This is a genomic window from Clostridioides sp. ES-S-0054-01, from assembly GCA_021561035.1.
Classification (GTDB): Bacteria; Bacillota; Clostridia; order Peptostreptococcales; family Peptostreptococcaceae; genus Clostridioides.
In genome coordinates, this window is sequence record CP067346.1 from 1,248,028 (window position 1) to 1,266,775 (window position 18,748).

The 18,748-nt window shown below is 27.3% G+C and carries 22 protein-coding genes; 16 read left to right on the forward strand and 6 right to left on the reverse strand.

Annotated features, from left to right (window positions below):
* Nucleotides 1–10 precede the first annotated feature (10 nt).
* The 5 genes from JJC02_06075 to JJC02_06095 all read left to right on the forward strand — a co-directional run bounded on the left by JJC02_06075 (nt 11) and on the right by JJC02_06095 (nt 4,133).
* Nucleotides 11–268, forward strand: a complete 258-nt coding sequence (locus JJC02_06075; GenBank protein ID UDN55741.1) for an IreB family regulatory phosphoprotein — start codon at nt 11–13, stop codon at nt 266–268.
* A 9-nt stretch (nt 269–277) separates the two neighbouring features.
* A complete protein-coding gene (locus JJC02_06080; GenBank protein ID UDN55742.1) occupies nt 278–2,449 on the forward strand; it encodes a hypothetical protein in 2,172 nt (723 codons plus the stop codon).
* A gap of 151 nt (nt 2,450–2,600) precedes the next feature.
* A complete protein-coding gene (ruvX, locus tag JJC02_06085; GenBank protein ID UDN55743.1) occupies nt 2,601–3,026 on the forward strand; it encodes a Holliday junction resolvase RuvX in 426 nt (141 codons plus the stop codon).
* A gap of 77 nt (nt 3,027–3,103) precedes the next feature.
* Nucleotides 3,104–3,391, forward strand: coding sequence for a DUF1292 domain-containing protein (locus JJC02_06090; protein UDN55744.1), 288 nt, complete (start codon nt 3,104–3,106; stop codon nt 3,389–3,391).
* A 283-nt stretch (nt 3,392–3,674) separates the two neighbouring features.
* Nucleotides 3,675–4,133, forward strand: a complete 459-nt coding sequence (locus tag JJC02_06095; GenBank protein ID UDN55745.1) for a transcriptional repressor — start codon at nt 3,675–3,677, stop codon at nt 4,131–4,133.
* Between the two features lie 116 nt (nt 4,134–4,249).
* On the opposite strand, the gene JJC02_06100 is transcribed toward JJC02_06095, so the two are convergent.
* A complete protein-coding gene (locus tag JJC02_06100; GenBank protein ID UDN55746.1) occupies nt 4,250–4,987 on the reverse strand; it encodes a metal-dependent hydrolase in 738 nt (245 codons plus the stop codon).
* Nucleotides 4,988–5,203: 216 nt separating this feature from the next.
* Between JJC02_06100 and JJC02_06105 the strand changes: the two genes are divergently transcribed.
* The 3 genes from JJC02_06105 to JJC02_06115 all read left to right on the forward strand — a co-directional run bounded on the left by JJC02_06105 (nt 5,204) and on the right by JJC02_06115 (nt 8,504).
* Nucleotides 5,204–6,880: a ribonuclease J gene (locus JJC02_06105; protein ID UDN56384.1), complete on the forward strand. Its 1,677-nt coding sequence runs from the start codon at nt 5,204–5,206 to the stop codon at nt 6,878–6,880.
* 206 nt (nt 6,881–7,086) lie between these two features.
* A complete protein-coding gene (locus JJC02_06110) occupies nt 7,087–7,287 on the forward strand; it encodes a spore protein (GenBank protein ID UDN55747.1) in 201 nt (66 codons plus the stop codon).
* 53 nt (nt 7,288–7,340) lie between these two features.
* A complete protein-coding gene (locus JJC02_06115) occupies nt 7,341–8,504 on the forward strand; it encodes a D-alanyl-D-alanine carboxypeptidase (protein UDN55748.1) in 1,164 nt (387 codons plus the stop codon).
* A gap of 182 nt (nt 8,505–8,686) precedes the next feature.
* Here the strand turns inward: JJC02_06115 and JJC02_06120 are convergent, their stop codons facing one another.
* A complete protein-coding gene (locus JJC02_06120; GenBank protein ID UDN55749.1) occupies nt 8,687–9,109 on the reverse strand; it encodes a DUF2000 domain-containing protein in 423 nt (140 codons plus the stop codon).
* 20 nt (nt 9,110–9,129) lie between these two features.
* Entirely contained in the window at nt 9,130–9,966 is an 837-nt protein-coding gene (locus JJC02_06125) for an AraC family transcriptional regulator (GenBank protein UDN55750.1), read from the reverse strand.
* Between the two features lie 297 nt (nt 9,967–10,263).
* On the opposite strand from JJC02_06125, the gene JJC02_06130 reads away from it, so the two are divergent.
* The 6 genes from JJC02_06130 to JJC02_06155 all read left to right on the forward strand — a co-directional run bounded on the left by JJC02_06130 (nt 10,264) and on the right by JJC02_06155 (nt 14,021).
* Nucleotides 10,264–10,860 carry a site-2 protease family protein gene (locus tag JJC02_06130; protein ID UDN55751.1) on the forward strand — a complete coding sequence of 199 codons (597 nt, stop codon included), beginning with the start codon at nt 10,264–10,266 and terminating at the stop codon, nt 10,858–10,860.
* Nucleotides 10,861–10,889: 29 nt separating this feature from the next.
* Entirely contained in the window at nt 10,890–11,609 is a 720-nt protein-coding gene (locus JJC02_06135) for a segregation/condensation protein A (protein ID UDN55752.1), read from the forward strand.
* Between the two features lies 1 nt (nt 11,610).
* Complete coding sequence (gene scpB, locus JJC02_06140) at nt 11,611–12,150, forward strand: SMC-Scp complex subunit ScpB (GenBank protein UDN55753.1); 540 nt, start codon at nt 11,611–11,613, stop codon at nt 12,148–12,150.
* Nucleotides 12,151–12,312: 162 nt separating this feature from the next.
* A complete protein-coding gene (locus tag JJC02_06145; protein ID UDN55754.1) occupies nt 12,313–12,945 on the forward strand; it encodes a DUF2953 domain-containing protein in 633 nt (210 codons plus the stop codon).
* Nucleotides 12,899–13,327, forward strand: coding sequence for a GerW family sporulation protein (ytfJ, locus tag JJC02_06150; GenBank protein UDN55755.1), 429 nt, complete (start codon nt 12,899–12,901; stop codon nt 13,325–13,327). Before JJC02_06145 ends, ytfJ begins: the two co-directional genes overlap by 47 nt.
* 253 nt (nt 13,328–13,580) lie before the next feature.
* Entirely contained in the window at nt 13,581–14,021 is a 441-nt protein-coding gene (locus JJC02_06155) for a MarR family transcriptional regulator (protein ID UDN55756.1), read from the forward strand.
* Between the two features lie 132 nt (nt 14,022–14,153).
* On the opposite strand, the gene JJC02_06160 is transcribed toward JJC02_06155, so the two are convergent.
* Nucleotides 14,154–14,822 (reverse strand): YwaF family protein, encoded by a 669-nt coding sequence (locus JJC02_06160; protein UDN55757.1) that lies wholly within the window; start codon nt 14,820–14,822, stop codon nt 14,154–14,156.
* Between the two features lie 269 nt (nt 14,823–15,091).
* Between JJC02_06160 and JJC02_06165 the strand changes: the two genes are divergently transcribed.
* Nucleotides 15,092–15,232, forward strand: coding sequence for a hypothetical protein (locus tag JJC02_06165; protein ID UDN55758.1), 141 nt, complete (start codon nt 15,092–15,094; stop codon nt 15,230–15,232).
* Between the two features lie 174 nt (nt 15,233–15,406).
* On the opposite strand, the gene JJC02_06170 is transcribed toward JJC02_06165, so the two are convergent.
* Nucleotides 15,407–15,727, reverse strand: coding sequence for a MazG-like family protein (locus tag JJC02_06170; protein UDN55759.1), 321 nt, complete (start codon nt 15,725–15,727; stop codon nt 15,407–15,409).
* 119 nt (nt 15,728–15,846) lie between these two features.
* Nucleotides 15,847–16,584, reverse strand: a complete 738-nt coding sequence (locus JJC02_06175) for an NAD-dependent protein deacylase (GenBank protein ID UDN55760.1) — start codon at nt 16,582–16,584, stop codon at nt 15,847–15,849.
* Between the two features lie 213 nt (nt 16,585–16,797).
* On the opposite strand from JJC02_06175, the gene acd reads away from it, so the two are divergent.
* Nucleotides 16,798–18,621 carry an N-acetylglucosaminidase gene (gene acd, locus JJC02_06180; GenBank protein UDN55761.1) on the forward strand — a complete coding sequence of 608 codons (1,824 nt, stop codon included), beginning with the start codon at nt 16,798–16,800 and terminating at the stop codon, nt 18,619–18,621.
* Nucleotides 18,622–18,748 lie beyond the last annotated feature (127 nt).

Below are 18,748 nucleotides of genomic sequence, written 5' to 3' on the forward strand. Positions count from 1 at the left end.
GGTTTTTAATTTGGAAAAAGATTTAGACTACACTATGAAATTTGAAGGAATACCAGAAGATAGAATGAGTGTAGGAGATACTATTGATTTTGTATATAAAGCACTAGTTGAAAAAGGATATAACCCTATAAATCAAATTATAGGGTATCTCCTTTCTGGTGATTCTAGCTATATAACTAGTCATAAAAATGCAAGAGCTATAATTAAAAAATTTGAAAGAGATGAGATACTTGAAGAAGTTATCACGCACTATCTGAATAGAAAGTAGGTCAAATAAATGAGAAAAAAGATTATGTCATTGTTTGCAGTAGTCATTATGATTTTTGTATCAACTGCTAGCTATGGTTTTGCCGAAGAAAAAGGCAAGGTCATATTTATTGATATGAATAGGACCAATCTTGGAAGTATGATGAATATTCCAATCTTAAAAAATGAGATAGAAAAGAGAGGCTATGTAGCTCTCATGAATATAAGAGGGGATCAAGGTACTGATGATAGAAGGTCTTATGCAAGTATGGGGGCAGGAACAAGAGCTGATGTAACTACTGAAGACTATATCAATTTTCAAAAAGTAGACCAAGATACTGCTAGAGCTTTTGAAGTCGCAACGGGTCAAAAAGCCAAAGAAATAAATGATTTAAGCATTAATAGATCGATAAATGAAAATCTTGATTATGGAGAGTATGGAGCAAATTTAGGGTCATTAGGAAAAACTTTATCAGAAAATGGTTTAAAGACATCTGTAATTGGAAACGCTGATATAGTTGAAAATAATCAATTAGTTAAAAATAGAAACTTATGTTTAGTTGCTATGGACCAATATGGAAGGATTGATTCAGGTAATATTGATAATATTAATAAGAAAGATTCTAAAATGCCATTTGGAATATCTACAGACTATGATAAGTTATTAGATGAAACTAAAAAATCTTATAAAAATAGTGATGCTATATTTGTAGAACTTGGAGATACATATAGATTAGATATGTATAGATTGAATCTAAATGATAATACTTATGCTACAATGAAAAAAAACATTGTAAAAAATATAAATAAATATCTTGAACAAGTGTTTTCTATGGTTGAAGAAAATGACACTGTTTATATAGCAAGTGCATTTCCAAGTGACTTAGATTATAAAAATAAGAGAAGACTTTCTCCAATAATAAAATTTAGTGGGGAAGGAAAAGGTGTATTGGAATCTGCTACAACAAGAAAGGATGGGATTGTCGCAAACCTAGATGTTGGAGTGGATATATTAAGTACATTTGGTCTTGAAAATAAAGAGATGGTAGGTAGAAGCTATACCTTAGTAAATAAAGATGATAATGTTAGTTATCTAAAATCACTTTATGAAAGGGCAGTATCTATATCTTCAATAAGGTCAAGTATTATAAATGGTTTTGTAGGCGTGATATCTGCTTCTTGGGTAATTGCAATGTTTGCAATTTTCTTTAGAAATTATATGCCACATAAAGAGCGTGTATTCAAAGTACTTAAGGAGTTTATAAAATTAGGTATAATAATGCCACTATCATTTATGTTAGCTCCTTTGATGAATTTTAAAACTCCAATTTCAATATCTTTGGGAATATTTGCGACTACATTAATATTATACTTATTAGGTAGAAAATTATTTAAGGACAATGATATAAAGCACATGGGATTTTTTGCAACACTTACTATTTTAGTAATAGTTATAGACGCTGTATTTGGGACATACTTAATGCAAAATAACATAATGAGTTATGATGCTGTCATTGGAGCTAGATACTATGGTGTAGGAAATGAATATGAGGGTGTAACTATAGCAAGTGCAGTCTTTGGTTTAGCAGTATTATTACATTATAAGAAAATCTCTAAATTGTATGTTGTGACTTTTTCTTTAACAATACTTATAACTAGTGCATATCCTTCGATGGGTGCAAATGTTGGTGGAGCTATATCAGAATGTGTAGCATATTTGTTGTTTATAATGCTTATATATGACATTAAATTAGATTTTAAGAAAGTTATATTATTGGCTATTTCAGCTGTAGTTGTCGTTTGTGTATTTGCAGCTTTAGATATAGTTTCAGGTAGTGAATCTCATTTAGGTATGTTTGTACAGCGAATTTTCTTAAATGGTCCAGGAGAGATATTACAAACATTTGGAAGAAAAATTCAAATGAATATGCAACTAGCACAGACAAGTGTGTGGGTAAATATTTTACTTGTAGGAATTGGAGTAATTGCAATACTTATATTTAAACCATCTAGACACTTTAGGAAGATAATGAACAACTTCCCAATCTTATTTAAAGGGTTTATTGCATCTATGGTTGGTTGTATAATTACTCTTTTAGTTAATGACTCTGGAATAGTTGCTGCATCTACAGCATCTATATATATACTTATACCACTCATAATAATAAGTATAAATATGATAATATTTGAAAAAAATAACTAAAAAATTTTTTACTGTTCATATACGATTTAAATAAAAAATGCAATATGATTATTAATGTAAACTGGACGCTTACATAAAAAATCATATTGCAATTTTTATGATTGATAATATGTATTTAACCTGTAGAATATAAATAAATAAAGGAGGAACTATGTTAGACGGAAGAATAATGGGTCTTGATGTTGGTGATAAAACTATTGGAGTTGCTGTCAGTGATTTGATGGGATTAACTGCACAAGGTGTAAAAACAATAAAAAGAGTTGGTAAGAAAAAAGATATTGAAGAAATAAAAGCAATAATAAAAGAAAAGCAAGTAAATAAAATTGTATCAGGATTACCAAAAAATATGAATGGAACTTTAGGTCCACAGGGAGAAAAAGTAATCAAGTTTTGTGAGTTAGTAAAAGAAGAAACAGGTCTTGAAGTAGAATTTTGGGATGAGAGACTTTCTACAGTAGCAGCAGAGAGGTCTTTATTAGAGGCAGATGTTAGTAGACAAAAAAGAAAAAAAGTTATAGATATGTTGGCCGCAGTAATAATTTTGCAAGGGTATTTAGATTTTAAAATAAATTCATAAAAGAACTATAAAATTGAATACTTATGATATATAATATAAATAATAAAAATAAAAATAAATTTGAGGTGATTGACATTATGGAAGAAAATATAATAAATTTAATAGACGAAAATGGCGTTGAAAGCCAATTTGAAATAATATTAACATTAGAAGCAGAAGGAAAAGAATATGCAATATTAATGCCTTTAGATGATGAAGAAGCTGAAGAAGCTTTAATCTTTAGAATCGATGAGGATGAAGAAGGTGAAATCTTAATACCTTTAGAAAGTGATGAAGAGTATGAAACTGTTGTAGCTGTGTATACTGCTATAATGGAAGAAGAAGGTTTAAATTACGACGAAGATGAATCAAATGGACTTAACTAGATAAAGGATTAAGTTTGTATATAAAAAATCAGGTATTTATTATATTTGCTTTAATTAAGTTTTATTAATTGTAAAAGCATTTGTAGTATATATCTGTTTTTTTTGTTTTAATATAAAAATATCAAAAAATTTATGAATTTTGGTGAATAATATATCTTTTATGGGTATATATTTATATTATGAGAATAACTTAAATTTTTTCAAATGTCTTGACAAAAAATGAATTATCAATTAAAATATTACTTAATAAAGATTATCAATTGAAAATAGTAAGGGTGATGTTATGGCAAACACAATGGATTTATTAAAAGACAAGTTAAAAGAAACTGGTTTTAAGATTACGCCACAAAGAAGAGCAATAGTTGAAATATTGCTTAAACATGACCATTCACATCTAAGTAGTGAGGAAATCTATGATTTAGTTAGGGTTGACTGTCCTGAAATAGGATTAGCTACTGTATATAGAACAATGCAGTTGTTGGATGAAATAGGATTAATATCAAAACTAAACTTAGACGATGGATGTATAAGATATGAGATTAGTCTGCACAAAGAAGACTGTCATAATCATCATCATCTTATTTGTAAAAATTGTGGAAAGATAATGGAAGCTAAAGAAGACCTTTTAGACAATATAGAAAAAGAGATACAATCATTGTACAAATTTAAAATACTTGATCATGATGTTAAATTTTATGGACTATGTGACGAGTGTAATGGAGTAAGCGACTCAGAAGAATAAACTTCTATTGCTTAATGTCGATGGAAGAATAGTATAGAACTTTTATATTCTATGCTATTCTTCCATTTTTTATTATAAATCATCTATAAAGTATAAATATACAGTTTTCAAAGTGTTTATAGTTTTAATATTGAAAATATAATTAATCCTATAAGTACAAAAATGAATGATTTTTCTATGAAATTACTAAATGGTCCACCAACCGTTAAAAATCCTAAAGAAATTTTCTTTTCGCTTAGCGGATAAAAAATTGGTATTCCTTGTTTTGTAAATAAATCTCCTAAAAACATATGGCTTGCATAACCAAGTGTACCATAAAAAGATAAATTATTGATATTGGTGATTAATTCTATCTGTTTTAGTAAAAAATATATTATTATAGTTGCAAATATGCTATGAGAAAAACTTCTGTGCTTTAACCAGGGAAAAATTGACAACATTAGACAAAAAATTGTAAAATATATTTCAACTTCTATGATGTATAAGCATATAGCTAATAGTATAAATATTAATGATAGAAAAACTTTTCTCAAAAATGTATGGGTTAGTTTCGCCTCAATGATTATGATTGCAATAAATGTAATTATTGCACTTAAATAAAAATTATCATTTATATTTATTGAAATAAAGAAAATAATAATATTAACAGCATATATAAAAATTCTATATATGTATTTGGATATATTGTTTTTTAGAATGAAATTTGAGACCATAGAGTTAGATTTATCCAAATCGGGCAGTACAGCAAAAGTAGCTGAAACTAAAATGTCAACTAAAGATATAGGAATTTTAAATATTAAAGATGTCTGGATGGCTGTTAAGATTCCTATTGCACAATGAGTTTTACCACGCATAAATCCTCCTAAAATATCCGATATTAAATCATATAATATTTAGAGGATATCAAAATAAAATAGGTTTGTCAAAATAATACGTTAAATGTATTTTAAATATAGCTTAAAATATGATACGAATTATGGTACAATAAGAATAACTGGTAGCGAGTGCGTGATTTGATATTATTTATGATTGTAGAACGTGTTAAAAAATTAAATAGACAGAAGGAGATGATGCAATTGTTCAAAAAGAACACCAATAAGATAAAGGTAATGGCCTTAGGTGGACTTAACGAAGTTGGGAAAAATATGACTGTTGTTGAGTATAAAGATGAAATAATTGTTATAGATGCTGGACTTAGTTTTCCAGAAGATGAAATGTTAGGAGTAGATATAGTTATACCAGATATAACTTATTTAGTCAAAAATAGGGATAAAATAAAGGGTATATTTATTACACATGGACATGAAGACCATATAGGAGCTCTTCCATATATATTAAAGAAAATAAATGTACCTGTGTATGGAGCAAGACTTAGTATAGGTCTTATACAAGTGAAACTTAAAGAGCATAAGATGAATAATGTTAAGTTAAATGTCGTAACTCCAAGACAAGTTATAAAACTTGATAACATGGAAGTAGAGTTTTTGAAAAATAACCATAGTATACCAGATGCTTACTCTATTGCAGTACACACAGACCAAGGGATAATATATCATACAGGAGATTTTAAGATTGATTTGACTCCTATTGATGGTGATGTTATGGATATGCATAGACTCTGTGAGTTAAGCAAAAAAGGAGTTCTTTTAATGTTGGCTGATAGTACTAATGCAGAAAAACCAGGATTTACTATGTCTGAAAAGACTGTTGGAGTAGGTCTTGACGAATTATTTGCAAAAGGAAATGGCAGAAGAATTATAGTTGCTACTTTTGCATCCAACATACACAGATTACAACAAATAATAAATACTGCTGAGAAGTTTAATAGAAAAGTTGCTATATCAGGTCGCTCAATGGTCAATGTAGTTGGAGTTGCAAAAGAATTAGGATATTTAGATATTTCTGATGATATGCTTATAGATTTAAATGATATATACAAATATGAAGAAAGTGAATTAGTTATAATAACAACTGGTTCACAAGGTGAACCTATGTCAGCTCTTGCTAGAATGGCTTTTTCAGAGCATAAAAAAGTAGAAATAAAGAGTGGCGATTTAGTTATAATATCTGCTCATCCAATACCAGGAAATGAAAAATTAATATCAAAAGTAATCAATTTCTTATTTGAAAAAGGAGCAGAAGTAGTGTACAGTGATATAGCTGATATACACGTTTCTGGACATGCCTGTCAAGAAGAATTAAAACTTATACATGCATTAGTTAGACCAAAGTTTTTTATGCCAGCTCATGGTGAATATAGAATGTTAAAAAGACATGCTGAAATAGCTGAACAGCTTGGTATGGACAAAGAAAATATTTTTGTCATGCAAACAGGAGATGTTTTAGAATTAGATAAAAACTCTGCTAAAGTAGCAAATCGTATACAAACAGGAAACATATTAGTTGATGGACTAGGAGTAGGCGATGTAGGTAACATAGTTTTAAGAGATAGAAAGCATTTATCAGAAGATGGTCTTATGATAGTTGTAGTAACTATTTCTAAGGATGAGGGTAAAGTTCTAGCAGGTCCAGACATAATTTCTAGAGGATTCGTATATGTAAGAGAGTCAGAAGACTTAATGGATGGAGCAAAGGATATAATTAAAAATGTTCTAAATGAATGTGAAGAGAAAAATATTAAAGAGTGGGCTTATTTAAAGAATAATATTAAAGAAAACCTAAAAGAATATTTATATCAAAAAACTAAACGAAATCCAATGATACTTCCTATAATAATGGAAGTATAATATAAAAAACTATAAATTTGAAAATTAGACCTCTTGTAATTTTTAAAATAATATCAAAAAGCCAACTGATATTATCTTAAGAATTACAAGGGGTCTTTTAAATTTTTGATATTAAAAAATATGATTATTACATAAAATACCAATTATAACAATCTTTTATTAGTAAAAACTACTTATATATAAATTTTACTGATAGGAGGATTCTTATGGATAATATTTCAAGACAAAATGCTATAAAAGCTTTAAAACAAACAAAGATGGAAATAGCAGGAGAATATGGAATGAATTATGAAGATGCCTTTGAAATAATAGAAAACGCATCTAATAAAGGTATTTTAGAAGGTTACTTTAAAAAGCTTGAGAAGAAAAAAAATTTAGGTCAAGGTATATCTAGGCATTTAGAATAAAAAAAGTTAAATGTGAGAAAATAAGTTTAAATAAACTTTAAGAGGTGACATCGATGAAAAAATTAGCTAGTACTGCTTTGGCTATATTACTTGCATTTACTCCTTTGAGTTTTTCTTTTGCAAATAATAAGGAAAATGCTGATGCCAATCAACTAAATATATCTTCAAAATCAGCAATTTTGATGGATGTTGGTAGTGGACAAATTTTATATGAAAAGGATGCTCATAAAAAGCTTCCTCCTGCAAGTGTAACAAAGGTAATGACAATGTTACTTATCGTAGAAGCTTTGGATTCAGGTAAGATTAAGCTTGATGATGAAGTTCAAGTAAGTGAAACTGCATCTAGTATGGGTGGTAGTCAAATATTCTTAGAGCCAGGAGAAACTCAAAAGGTTGATACATTATTAAAAGGTATAGCCGTTGCTTCAGCAAATGATGCTTGTGTTGCTATGGCTGAACATTTAGCTGGAAGTGTTGAAGGATTTGTTGATAGAATGAATGCTAAGGCAAAAGAGTTAAATATGAATGATACTCATTTTGCAAATACAAATGGGCTTCCAGTTGCAAATCACTATACATCTGCTCATGATATAGCTTTAATGTCTAGAGAACTGTTAAAACATGAAATGATAAGTAAATACTTAACTACATGGATGGATAAGGTTGTAGTAGGGAAGAAGCAAGTTACAGTAGGTCTTGCAAATACTAATAAGCTTATAAAACACTATCAAGGAGCAACTGGTGTTAAAACTGGGTTTACTCAAGAAGCAAAATACTGTTTATCAGCATCTGCAAAGAGAGGCAATACTCATCTAGTTGCAGCAACTTTGGGAGCAGAGACTTCTCCAGAAAGATTTAACGATGCATCTAGTATTTTAAACTATGGATTTGCTAATTATGAAAGTGTTAAGTTATGTAGTAAAGGAGATAATATAGCAACACTTACATTGGATAAGGCTGATGAAAACAAAGTTAAATTGGTTGCTAAAGAAGATTTGAATGCTCTTATTAAAAAAGGAAGCTCTAAAGAATTTGAGAAGAAAATTGAAATAGTAAAAAATCCTAAAATGCCGATTAAAAAGGGTACTGTTTTAGGAAAGATAAAGATATGTAAAGATAAAAAAGTAATAGGTGAAGTGGAATTGATAAATACTAAAGATATAAATAAGGCAAGTTATTTACAGATGCTTCAAAGAATAATTGATAACATGATATAAATAATTATCAAATGAGATATAGTTATAACGCACATAAAAAATACCCTTATGTAATTATTTGCCATAGGGGTATTTTTATTTATCATTATAGAAGTATTTTATGATTTTTATAGACATATAGAAAAGTGCATGTAACTTATAATATCATTTGGTTTAATATTATGTATATGATTGTTTAACACTTATCGAAGTAAAGGCATACTACCAGTAAGTTTATTTACTTTCTTTTTATTTCCATAGATTGCTATACCAAAATATTGTAATTCATCTTCTGGTACACTAGCAATTTTTTGTACAAATTCATCATAAACATTACAACTTTGTGCTACATCTGAAAAATCTACAACAGTTAAATCGTCAAATTCAAGAGTATATAATTTTTTACGTAAATCTTTTATTATTTCTTTGTTTCCTTTCAAAATAGGTACAGGGATGTCAATAATTCCTAAGTGACTATTACCTGTTTTGTCAACTACATCTGGTCCAATAGTTTCTGGAGCATATTTTCCTAGTGTAATTCCCATTATAGCTGCTGTATTTGATATAATTCCCATTGGTAAATTTTCATCTATTACCATAACACATTTTGAATTTTTAGTTTCCATTTTTATTTCTCCTTTTTACCTTATTTAAAGTTATTTGAATCATCGTTTATAAATATATTTTGATACTGCTTTGGTGTAAGTCCAATAAAATTCTTAAAAAAATTTGTAAAGTGACTTTGGTCTACAAAGCCTGTCTGTATGGCAGCATCTATAGGTGCTACACCTTTTTCTAAAAGCTTTTTAGCTTTGTTTACTCGTATATTTTCTAAGTATCTATATGGTGTAATACCTTTTAATTTTGTAAAATTACGAAGTAGAGAGTACTTATTCATTTCTGATATAGTGCTTAATTCATCAAGTACTATATGTTCAGCATAATTATTTTCTAGATAATCACATACCGCTTGAATTTCTATATTTGTTTTTTCCAAGTCAAACTTCAAATTTGGCTCGGTATGTTCTTCAATTAATTGTTCAATTAGGAAGAAAAAAAGTTCTTCTTTTTTAAACTCTAATTCTTCTTCCATGATTATATGATGTAATTCTTGTAATAGAGGTACTAGTTCACTGCGAAATATCACAGGTTGATTAAATTTTGGTAAATAATTTTCTCCTGTAATTTCAAAGACAGTTTTTTTCATTATTTCTGGTTTAATATTGATACATCTGTAATCAAGTACTTTATTATCTATCTGTTCACAAGTATGGCTATCAAAAGGGTTGAAAAGTAATAAGTCACCAGTGCTTGTGGTATACTCTTTATTTTTACAAGATAAATATCTTTGACCATTTTCTATAAAACCAATTACATAATGTTCATGAAAATGGTTTGGGAATTTTTGCATTATACCTTTAAATCTATATGCTTCAATTTTTAATTCTCTATCAAAGCATACTGTGCGCTCTTCTTGTTTCACTCAATTAACCTCCTTTCATGTTATATAAAGTGTAACACATATTTTTTTGTACTTCTTGTATGATATTGACTAAAGGACAATAATGTCAATTCCTGTCAATATAATATTATACTTACAGTAGGTATAATTATTATATTTTCACAATGAATATGATATAATAATAAAAGTTATAAAATAAAAAGTGAATTTTAATTTTATGCCTATAGGTTAAAATTATTATAATATAAAATAATTTTGATTATAAGTTATTTAATTGTTATAATAGTATTAAAAATTTGATTTAGGAGATGTACGTTAATGTTAAGTATGAATATAGGAGAAATAGTAGCAAGTTTAGTTGGTATAGTTATGGCAATATCAATACATGAGTTTGGCCATGCTTATTCAGCTCACTTATTGGGAGATGATACAGCTAAAGCTTATGGTAGAATGACATTAAATCCTGTAAGACATGTTGACCCAATCGGTATTTTGGCTATGTTTATTCTTAAAATAGGATGGGCAAAACCAGTGCCAGTAAACCCAAATAACTTTAAAAACTATAAGATAGGAAACCTGATAGTTTCACTTGCAGGCGTTTTTTGTAATGTTTTGACTGCTATACTTTGTGTAATTATCAATAAGTATGTGCATATGTATGCGATAAATACAATAGCTGGATATGTGCTTTTATATAGTATGGGATTTGCAGCCTTTAACTTACTTCCTATACCTCCACTTGATGGATGGGGAGTTATATCTACATTTGTGCCATATAAATGGAATGAATATGTGTATAAATTTGAAAGTATGAGTTATATAATTTTATTAATTGCTTTATTTACTGGTATATATAGAATAATACTAACACCAATATATACAGTTCTACTAAAAATAGTATATTTATTTGTTTAATACAATAAACAGATTAAAGAGGGATTGATATGAAGTATAATATACAATTACAAGTATATGAAGGACCATTAGATTTGCTGTATGATTTAATAACGAAACATAAAATAGACATAAAGGATATATCTATAATAGATATAACTAAGCAGTATCTAAATTATTTGAAAATGCTAGATAAAATGGATTTAGAGATAACTAGTGAATTTATAACTATGGCATCAAAACTTTTAGAGATAAAATCTAAATATCTACTTTATAAACAAAAAGATGAAGAAGAAGACCCAAGAATCGAACTTATGGAAAAGTTAGAAGAATATAGAAAGTTTAAGGTGGCGTCACAAGATATAAAAGAAAATATAACTTATATTAATGAGAGGTTTTATAGAAATAAAGAAGAAATAATTATTGATGACAATGTAGATTTAGAAGATATATCAATAGAAGCAATAAAAAATATACTTCCATACATATTTAAGGTTAAAGCATCACAGGTTGAAAATGCTAATGATGAGAAACTAGATAAAATAGTAAGGAAGAAGATAATATCTGTAGAAGAAAAAATATTATATATAAGAGATATTATAAAAGAGAAGATTGAAGTTACTTTTACAAATATTATAAAATCATATGAAAATGATGAGATAATCGCTACCTTTTTATCTATATTAGAACTTATAAAAGAAAAAGAAATAGTAGTAGTACAAGATATATTTTTTGATGATATTCTAATAAGAAAAAGTTCGGAGTGTTAAAATGAAAAGAGAAGATATAAAGTATATTATAGAATCTGTTATGTTTGCATATGGGGAACCAATAAGTATAAAAGAATTAAACTATATAATAAATAAAGAACTTTCATCAAAAGAAATAGAGATTATGTTAAATTTACTTATTGAGGAGTACAGAGAACAAAATAGAGGTATTCAAATAATCAAGTTAGAGAATAAGTACCAAATGTGTACAAATAAAGACTATGCAGAATATATAAAGAAGATTATTGAACCAAAGAAAAAGAAAAGTTTGAGCCAAGCTACATTAGAAACTCTTACTATAATTGCCTACAAACAACCAATAACAAAGGTAGAAATAGAGGATATAAGAGGAGTAAAATGTGATAAGGTATTACAAACTTTGTTTGAAAATGAACTTATAAGAGAAGCTGGTAGACTTAATAAGATAGGAAAACCTATAATTTACAAAACAACAGATGAATTTTTAAAGTTGTTGAATATAGAAAGTCTTGAAGAGTTGCCTCCTATAGAAAATTATCAAGAAGCAGTAACAAATGAATAAAAATATAAAAATCACAATAATTTAGTCTGTAGTTTTAAATTTTAAAAGATTTAAAATACTCTAAGTTGTTGTGTTTTTTTGTATAAAAATAAAATAATAATTCTCTTAAAATAAATATGGATAATTAAGTATAAATAGTAATTTTTTGATGATAATATAAATATGGAGTTTAATGAATTATTTAATTTTAAGTATTTAATAATAGTTATAATTTTTATGATAAGTGTAGTTATGTTGATTTTAATATCTCATATAAACATCTTAATAATAGCCGATATAAACAACAAAGATATTCGTTTAAAGCTTAATATAAAATACATGTTTAATTTAATAAATATAAATAGACAACTTTATCCAGCTGAAAATAGTAAAAATAATGATAAAAAAGAGGGGATGAAGAATAATATAGATTCAAGTATATTATTAGCTGATGACCTTTTGAGCGTTTATAGATTATTAAAAAAGATAAAAATACATGAACTTTATTCAAATATTAATTTTGGGACTGAAAATATTGGCTTAACATCTTCTGTGTATATATTGATAAATACTTTGTATGGAAATTTATTTAATATAATTGACGCAGAAAAAATGTATTTAAATGTAAACCCAGATTTTACAAAAGATTATGTTTTGGGAAATATAAGGATACATATAAGAACAAGAATAAAAGATTTATTTAACATTATAATAATGACTAATAAGATTATGAATAAGAATAAAGGAAATTATAAGGAAGGTGATAGTAATGAGAGCAACAGGTTCGATACAGAGTCTTATGGAAACAACTCTTGAAACAATTAAAGGTTCTATAGATGCAAATACTATTGTAGGAGACCCTATAAAAACAGATACTACAGTGGTTGTACCTATATCAAAGGTTACAATTGGATTTGGTATAGGAGGAGGAGAATACTCAAAAGGATATGATGAGAAAGATAAAGAAATTGAATTAAAAAGTGAAAAAGCAGATACGAATTTTGCTGGAGGTAGTGCAGGAGCTATATCTGTACAACCAGTAGCATTTGTAGTAGTTGAAAGTGGAGAGACTAGAATAATGAGTTTAGATAGTAATATCAATCTCGTGGATAATATATTATCTATAACTCCTAGAGTATTGGAAAAAATTCAAAATATATCAAAAAGTAATAAAAATCAAGATAAAAACAATATGTAAGAATAAAATAAAATATTTCCAAATATGTATATAATTTTAAATAAAGTAGTGGGATTAGTGTAAATTCCACTATTTTGTTGTGTAATTTAAACATTTATATTTAATAAGATTTTAGTTTAAAACAATTTAAATAGATAATAAAGTTGATATATAGTATAATTATAAAAAGAAAAAAAGTATTATATTTATAGATACATAAACGCATTTGAGATATAAGAGGGAGTTATAAATCATTAGTTTTGAGGTGAATGTTATGAGCGATAAAGAATTATCTATTTTGTTGTTAGAAAGTATGAATAACTTTCATAATTTAATAAAGATTATTAATAACGAAAGATATAAAAAAGATAAGGTTCTTACAGAAAGACAGTTTTTTGCCTTAGTAAAAATAAGAAAACATGATAAAATAGAGCTTAAAAATCTAAGTAGAGACTTACATGTATCTACTTCTAGTCTATGTATATTACTTAATAAATTGGTTGAGCAAGACTATGTGTATAGGGAAGAAGATAGTAGAGATAGACGAAATACTTTTTATGGAATAACTGAAAATGGAGAAAAGATATTGGATAATGAAATATTAAAGTTTGTGTCTATAATAAGTGATAAAATGGATTGCTTAGATATAGATAATAAAGATAAATTATTTGCTTCTTTAGAAGAATCTAAAACTATAATAGAACAGTTGTTTTAAAGATATAATAAAAACTTTGTACTATTTGGCAGAAATCTAAAACAATAATCAAAAAATATAATTTATAAAGCCACGTGGATATTTTTGTAATTTAAAATTATCTATGTGGCTTTAGTTTGTAATTTAAATAAACTATTTACTCTTTTTCTTTTTTTCAAGTATAAAAGTATCTCTATTAAATAAAAGAGCAGGTATGTACATAATGTTAGTAACAAAAATGAATGTAAAAATAGCAGTTGTGCTATGGCTTAAAAAACCATAATAGTACTGTGAGTTGGTAAATGTGTTTAGTAAAAATATGAATGAAAAATAAATGAAACAAATAGCTAAGTTATCCCTAAGTGCATATCTATTGACTTTAAATTTTCTAACATCCACCATATAGATATTTGCATAAATTATCAGGCACTTAGAGAAGATAAATATAAAATATATTAAGCTAGGAAATTCATAACCTAAGTTTTTAGAAAAAATAAGTTCTCCAACTGAACAAACTAAACTCCAAGAGAAAAATATATTAAAAAGATGATACTGCTTAAAAACCAGTATAGCTATACATAGGTATATGCAAATATAATTAATTCCAATTGGTAAAGAGTTTAAAGTACTATAATTGCCTGAAGAAATAAGTAATAATTGCTCTAGAGCCATAACTATTACAAGTAGTGTACAAATTATCTTTTCGACTGTGTAGCTATAAGGTAAAATATTTTTGGTTAGTTTTGGACAATAGTATAAAAATAATCCAAATATAAAGAGACTTACAAATTGTTCACTAGAAAAAAGAAAAATTTTAAACATATAACATTCTCTCCCATAATAAATTTAATATGTATCTATATAAATATATTCATTATCTCTCAATTTAATATATAAAAAAGATAATAATAGTTAGATTTTTTATATGAATTTTAGTAGGTAAAAATATTCTATTGTTTTGTAGATATCTCCTAATTATGTCAAAAAATAAAAAATTTTTTATTTATTAGAGTTTTTGGAAATAATAATAACAGATATTATAACTAATTAACAGTTTTTGTAAGTATTTGACAATAGAGAGGGTGTAACGAATGGAAATAATAGAGTCAGCATCAAAATTAGCTGAGATGGTTCATTTATTAGCTGTTGAAAAGGGGATAACTGATATAGAAGCATGGGATGAAGCTGTGAAAGAATACAGTAAAATTTATGAAGAAAGAAGAAATGAATAGAGTGATAAAAAGTGAAAACTTGATGATAAAAAATAACTTTATTTAAAGAAATTCAATTTTTATAGAAATATTAAAAATAATATAAATAAAAAGATGGTATTTCAAATGTAAGTAAAAAAACATTTTGGGATACCATCCTTATTATTTATTTTAATAATATATAAGTAATAAATCTTACTTATCCATATTTTTTATGTAACCTCTTTTTTCTAGCTTTTTTATATGCTCCTTGCGTATTTCATCAAGATTAATACCATATTGTTCTTCTAGCTTAAACATCATAGTAACACATGTTTGAGCTACATCCATTAGTTCCTTAGCAGTTTTCTTTATAATATCAACTTCATCTAAATCATTATTTTCTCCACTTAGATTTCTGAATTTACCTATACATTCAGCTAATTCACCTTGTTCTTCACCCATTTTGATAAATGTAGATTCTAGTGTTGGGTCTAAATTATTAAGCTCTGGTAAAGATATAGTTTTTAGTTTCATAAAAGCTCCTTTCAAGTTATTTATATTTATACAAAAACATCATAACAAAAATAATACTAAAAAAAAACTTTAAATTCAACATAAAAACTCACATATATAATAAATATAGTGAAATAAATCTATATTTGTCTTAATACAGCCTCATATAAAACCTCTCCAATAGGTTTATTTATTACGAGAGAAGCTGACTTATCATAAACTGTATTTGCTTTATTAATAAGAGCAATATAGTTGCCTTTGTAATAATCTATAAAACTTGCTGCTGGATATACAGCTAATGATGTACCTCCTATAATTAGTAAATCAGCATTGCTTATAGCAGAAATCGTTTTAGTAATGACATCACTATCAAGGGCTTCTTCATAAAGTACTACATCTGGTTTTACTATAGAACCACAGTTGTCACAGTAAGGAATATTACCACCTAGGTCTAACATAGATTCTAAGTCAAAAAATTTACCACATTTAGTACAATAATTTCTATGTACAGAGCCATGAAGCTCTAAGACATTTTTACTTCCAGCCATTTGATGAAGTCCATCAATATTTTGAGTTATGACAGCTTTAAGTTTACCCATTTCTTCAAGTTTTGCTAAAGCTATGTGAGCATTGTTGGGTTTTGCATTAGGATATATTAATTTATCCTTATAAAATTCAAAAAATTCTTCTGGATATCTAACAAAAAAAGTATGTGAAACTAATTGTTCAGCAGTAAATTGTTTATTGAGTTTTTGGCTAAATAATCCAGTAGAGCTTCTAAAGTCTGGAATATTAGATTCAGTTGAAACACCTGCTCCACCAAAAAATACAATATTATTGTGATTAGCTATCAAGTCTTTTAAGCTATTTGCATCCATAGTTACACCTCCAAATTATTATATATAAATTGTACTACATATTAAGACATTTATGTTTTATTATTTCAAATAAATATATAGTTTGATAAGTTAAATAAAGGGAATATAAATAAAATGTATACATAGTATAAATAGACAATATTTACTAAAATAACAAGTTATCGTATAATTATATTAAAATGTTTTAGTGTATAAGAAGGGCGGGGGAAATACGTGAAGAAAAAAGCAGCTTTAGCAACATTAGCTATGTTACCCTTAAGTGTGGTAAATGCACATGCTGATGGAGATATAGGTATAGTGACTATAAATTATTTAAATGTAAGAAATGAACCAACTGCCGAAAGTAGTATAGCCTTTGTTGCTAAAAAAGATGATAAAGTTTTGATTAAAGACTCTTCTAATGGATGGTATAAAATAAAAGCTGAATCTGGACAAGAAGGTTGGGCTTCATCAAAATATATAGCAAAATCAAATAGTGGCTCTTTAAGAATGTCTACAAATAAAGAAAAACAAGTTACTTCAAATAGTTTAAATATGAGAAATGGAGCAGGTACAAGTTACAGAGTAATAACTGTACTAAAAAAAGGTCAAAAAGTAGAAGTAATATCAGAGAGTAATGGATGGTCTAAAATCAAATATGATGGAAGATTAGGTTATGTATCTAGCTCTTATTTAGGAGATGTTTCAAACTCAACTAATAAATCAAAAACTAAACAGGTAAATACAACTTCACTAAATGTGAGAAGTGGACCAAATACAAGTTATGGTTTGTTAGGTAAGTTGCCAAAAGGAAGTAAAGTAGAAGTAATATCAGAAAGTAACGGATGGTCCAAAATAAAGTATAATGGAAAAGATGCATATGTATCTAGTATGTACTTATCAGATGTAAGCCAAAGTAATTCAAGTGATTCTAGTCAAAGCAATGATAAAAAAAGTACTAATAAGGTTGTAAATACAGCTTCTTTAAACGTAAGAAGTGGACCAGGTTCTACATATAGTAAGTTAGGAAAGGTTTATAAAGGAAGTAAGGTAACTGTATTATCAGAAAGTAGTGGATGGGCTAAGATTAATTTTAATAATAAAGAAGCCTTTGTAGTAGGTAATTATTTATCTACTTCAACAGGTACATCAAATAATAACTCAAATAGCAACTCTGATAGTAGTTCTAATAATAATGGTAATGATTCTTCATCATCAGGTCAAGTAAATGGTATGTCAGGTATAAGTGGGGCTAAAATTGATTATAAATCTTTGAGTTATACTTTGGAGTCTCATATAAGTAAACAAGTTGAAAAGGCAGTAGCAGGAGGAAATGTGATAGCACCAAGTAACAGGAGAAGCACTCCAAGTCCTGAATTTAGTACTTTTTCAGCCCAAAGAACAAGCTCATTTGTAAATGCAAGTTCAAGTGATATAGAATATTATTTAAATCCTAAAAACTTTACAAATACTACTAAGGGTATGATGCAGTTTTTAAAGATTAACAGTTACAGAGGAGGTATCTCAGAATCAAGTCTTAACTCGTATCTTAATGGTTTATCTTCTAGTGTATTTAAAAATCAGGGAGCAGCATTTATAAATGCTGCCAAGAAGTATAATATAGATGTTGTATACTTAGTATCTCATGCTATGTGGGAAACTGCTTATGGTAAGTCTACACTTGCACAAGGTCAGACACTAACATCTTATAAGGGTCAACCCCTTAGTAAACCAGTTAAAGTATACAATTTTTTTGGGATAGGAGCAATAGATAAAAGTGCTAATGTTTCAGGTGCAGAAGCAGCATATTCCAATGGTTGGACTAGTGTAGAAGCTACAATAGATGGCTCTGCAAAGTGGATATCACAAAATTATGTAAATAGTTCTAAGTACAATCAGAATACTATCTACAAGATGAAGTGGAATTATGATTATACATGGCATCAGTATGCAACTGATGTAAACTGGGCTAATGGAATTTCTGGAATTATGGAGAATTTAATTGGTCTTTATGGAGGAGGAAGTAATTTGGTTTTTGAAGTTCCTCAATATAAGTAGTACATAAATAAAGAATATAGACTATGGGTAGTTTTCATTTTATTTAAATTATCTATAGTCTTTTTGTATATAATTTACAAACCGTAAAAATTTAGTATCAATAAAATTTTTATGTTATAATATTAAT

What these genes read in the sequence shown, in the direction of transcription:
- JJC02_06080 (UDN55742.1), top strand. Translation starts at nt 278, where the DNA reads ATGAGAAAAAAGATTATGTCATTGTTTGCAGTAGTCATTATGATTTTT.
- ruvX (UDN55743.1), top strand. Translation starts at nt 2,601, where the DNA reads ATGTTAGACGGAAGAATAATGGGTCTTGATGTTGGTGATAAAACTATT.
- JJC02_06090 (UDN55744.1), top strand. Translation starts at nt 3,104, where the DNA reads ATGGAAGAAAATATAATAAATTTAATAGACGAAAATGGCGTTGAAAGC.
- JJC02_06095 (UDN55745.1), top strand. Translation starts at nt 3,675, where the DNA reads ATGGCAAACACAATGGATTTATTAAAAGACAAGTTAAAAGAAACTGGT.
- JJC02_06100 (UDN55746.1), bottom strand. Translation starts at nt 4,987, where the DNA reads ATGCGTGGTAAAACTCATTGTGCAATAGGAATCTTAACAGCCATCCAG.
- JJC02_06105 (UDN56384.1), top strand. Translation starts at nt 5,204, where the DNA reads ATGCAATTGTTCAAAAAGAACACCAATAAGATAAAGGTAATGGCCTTA.
- JJC02_06110 (UDN55747.1), top strand. Translation starts at nt 7,087, where the DNA reads ATGGATAATATTTCAAGACAAAATGCTATAAAAGCTTTAAAACAAACA.
- JJC02_06115 (UDN55748.1), top strand. Translation starts at nt 7,341, where the DNA reads ATGAAAAAATTAGCTAGTACTGCTTTGGCTATATTACTTGCATTTACT.
- JJC02_06120 (UDN55749.1), bottom strand. Translation starts at nt 9,109, where the DNA reads ATGGAAACTAAAAATTCAAAATGTGTTATGGTAATAGATGAAAATTTA.
- JJC02_06130 (UDN55751.1), top strand. Translation starts at nt 10,264, where the DNA reads ATGTTAAGTATGAATATAGGAGAAATAGTAGCAAGTTTAGTTGGTATA.
- JJC02_06135 (UDN55752.1), top strand. Translation starts at nt 10,890, where the DNA reads ATGAAGTATAATATACAATTACAAGTATATGAAGGACCATTAGATTTG.
- scpB (UDN55753.1), top strand. Translation starts at nt 11,611, where the DNA reads ATGAAAAGAGAAGATATAAAGTATATTATAGAATCTGTTATGTTTGCA.
- JJC02_06145 (UDN55754.1), top strand. Translation starts at nt 12,313, where the DNA reads ATGGAGTTTAATGAATTATTTAATTTTAAGTATTTAATAATAGTTATA.
- ytfJ (UDN55755.1), top strand. Translation starts at nt 12,899, where the DNA reads ATGAGAGCAACAGGTTCGATACAGAGTCTTATGGAAACAACTCTTGAA.
- JJC02_06155 (UDN55756.1), top strand. Translation starts at nt 13,581, where the DNA reads ATGAGCGATAAAGAATTATCTATTTTGTTGTTAGAAAGTATGAATAAC.
- JJC02_06160 (UDN55757.1), bottom strand. Translation starts at nt 14,822, where the DNA reads ATGTTTAAAATTTTTCTTTTTTCTAGTGAACAATTTGTAAGTCTCTTT.
- JJC02_06165 (UDN55758.1), top strand. Translation starts at nt 15,092, where the DNA reads ATGGAAATAATAGAGTCAGCATCAAAATTAGCTGAGATGGTTCATTTA.
- JJC02_06170 (UDN55759.1), bottom strand. Translation starts at nt 15,727, where the DNA reads ATGAAACTAAAAACTATATCTTTACCAGAGCTTAATAATTTAGACCCA.
- JJC02_06175 (UDN55760.1), bottom strand. Translation starts at nt 16,584, where the DNA reads ATGGATGCAAATAGCTTAAAAGACTTGATAGCTAATCACAATAATATT.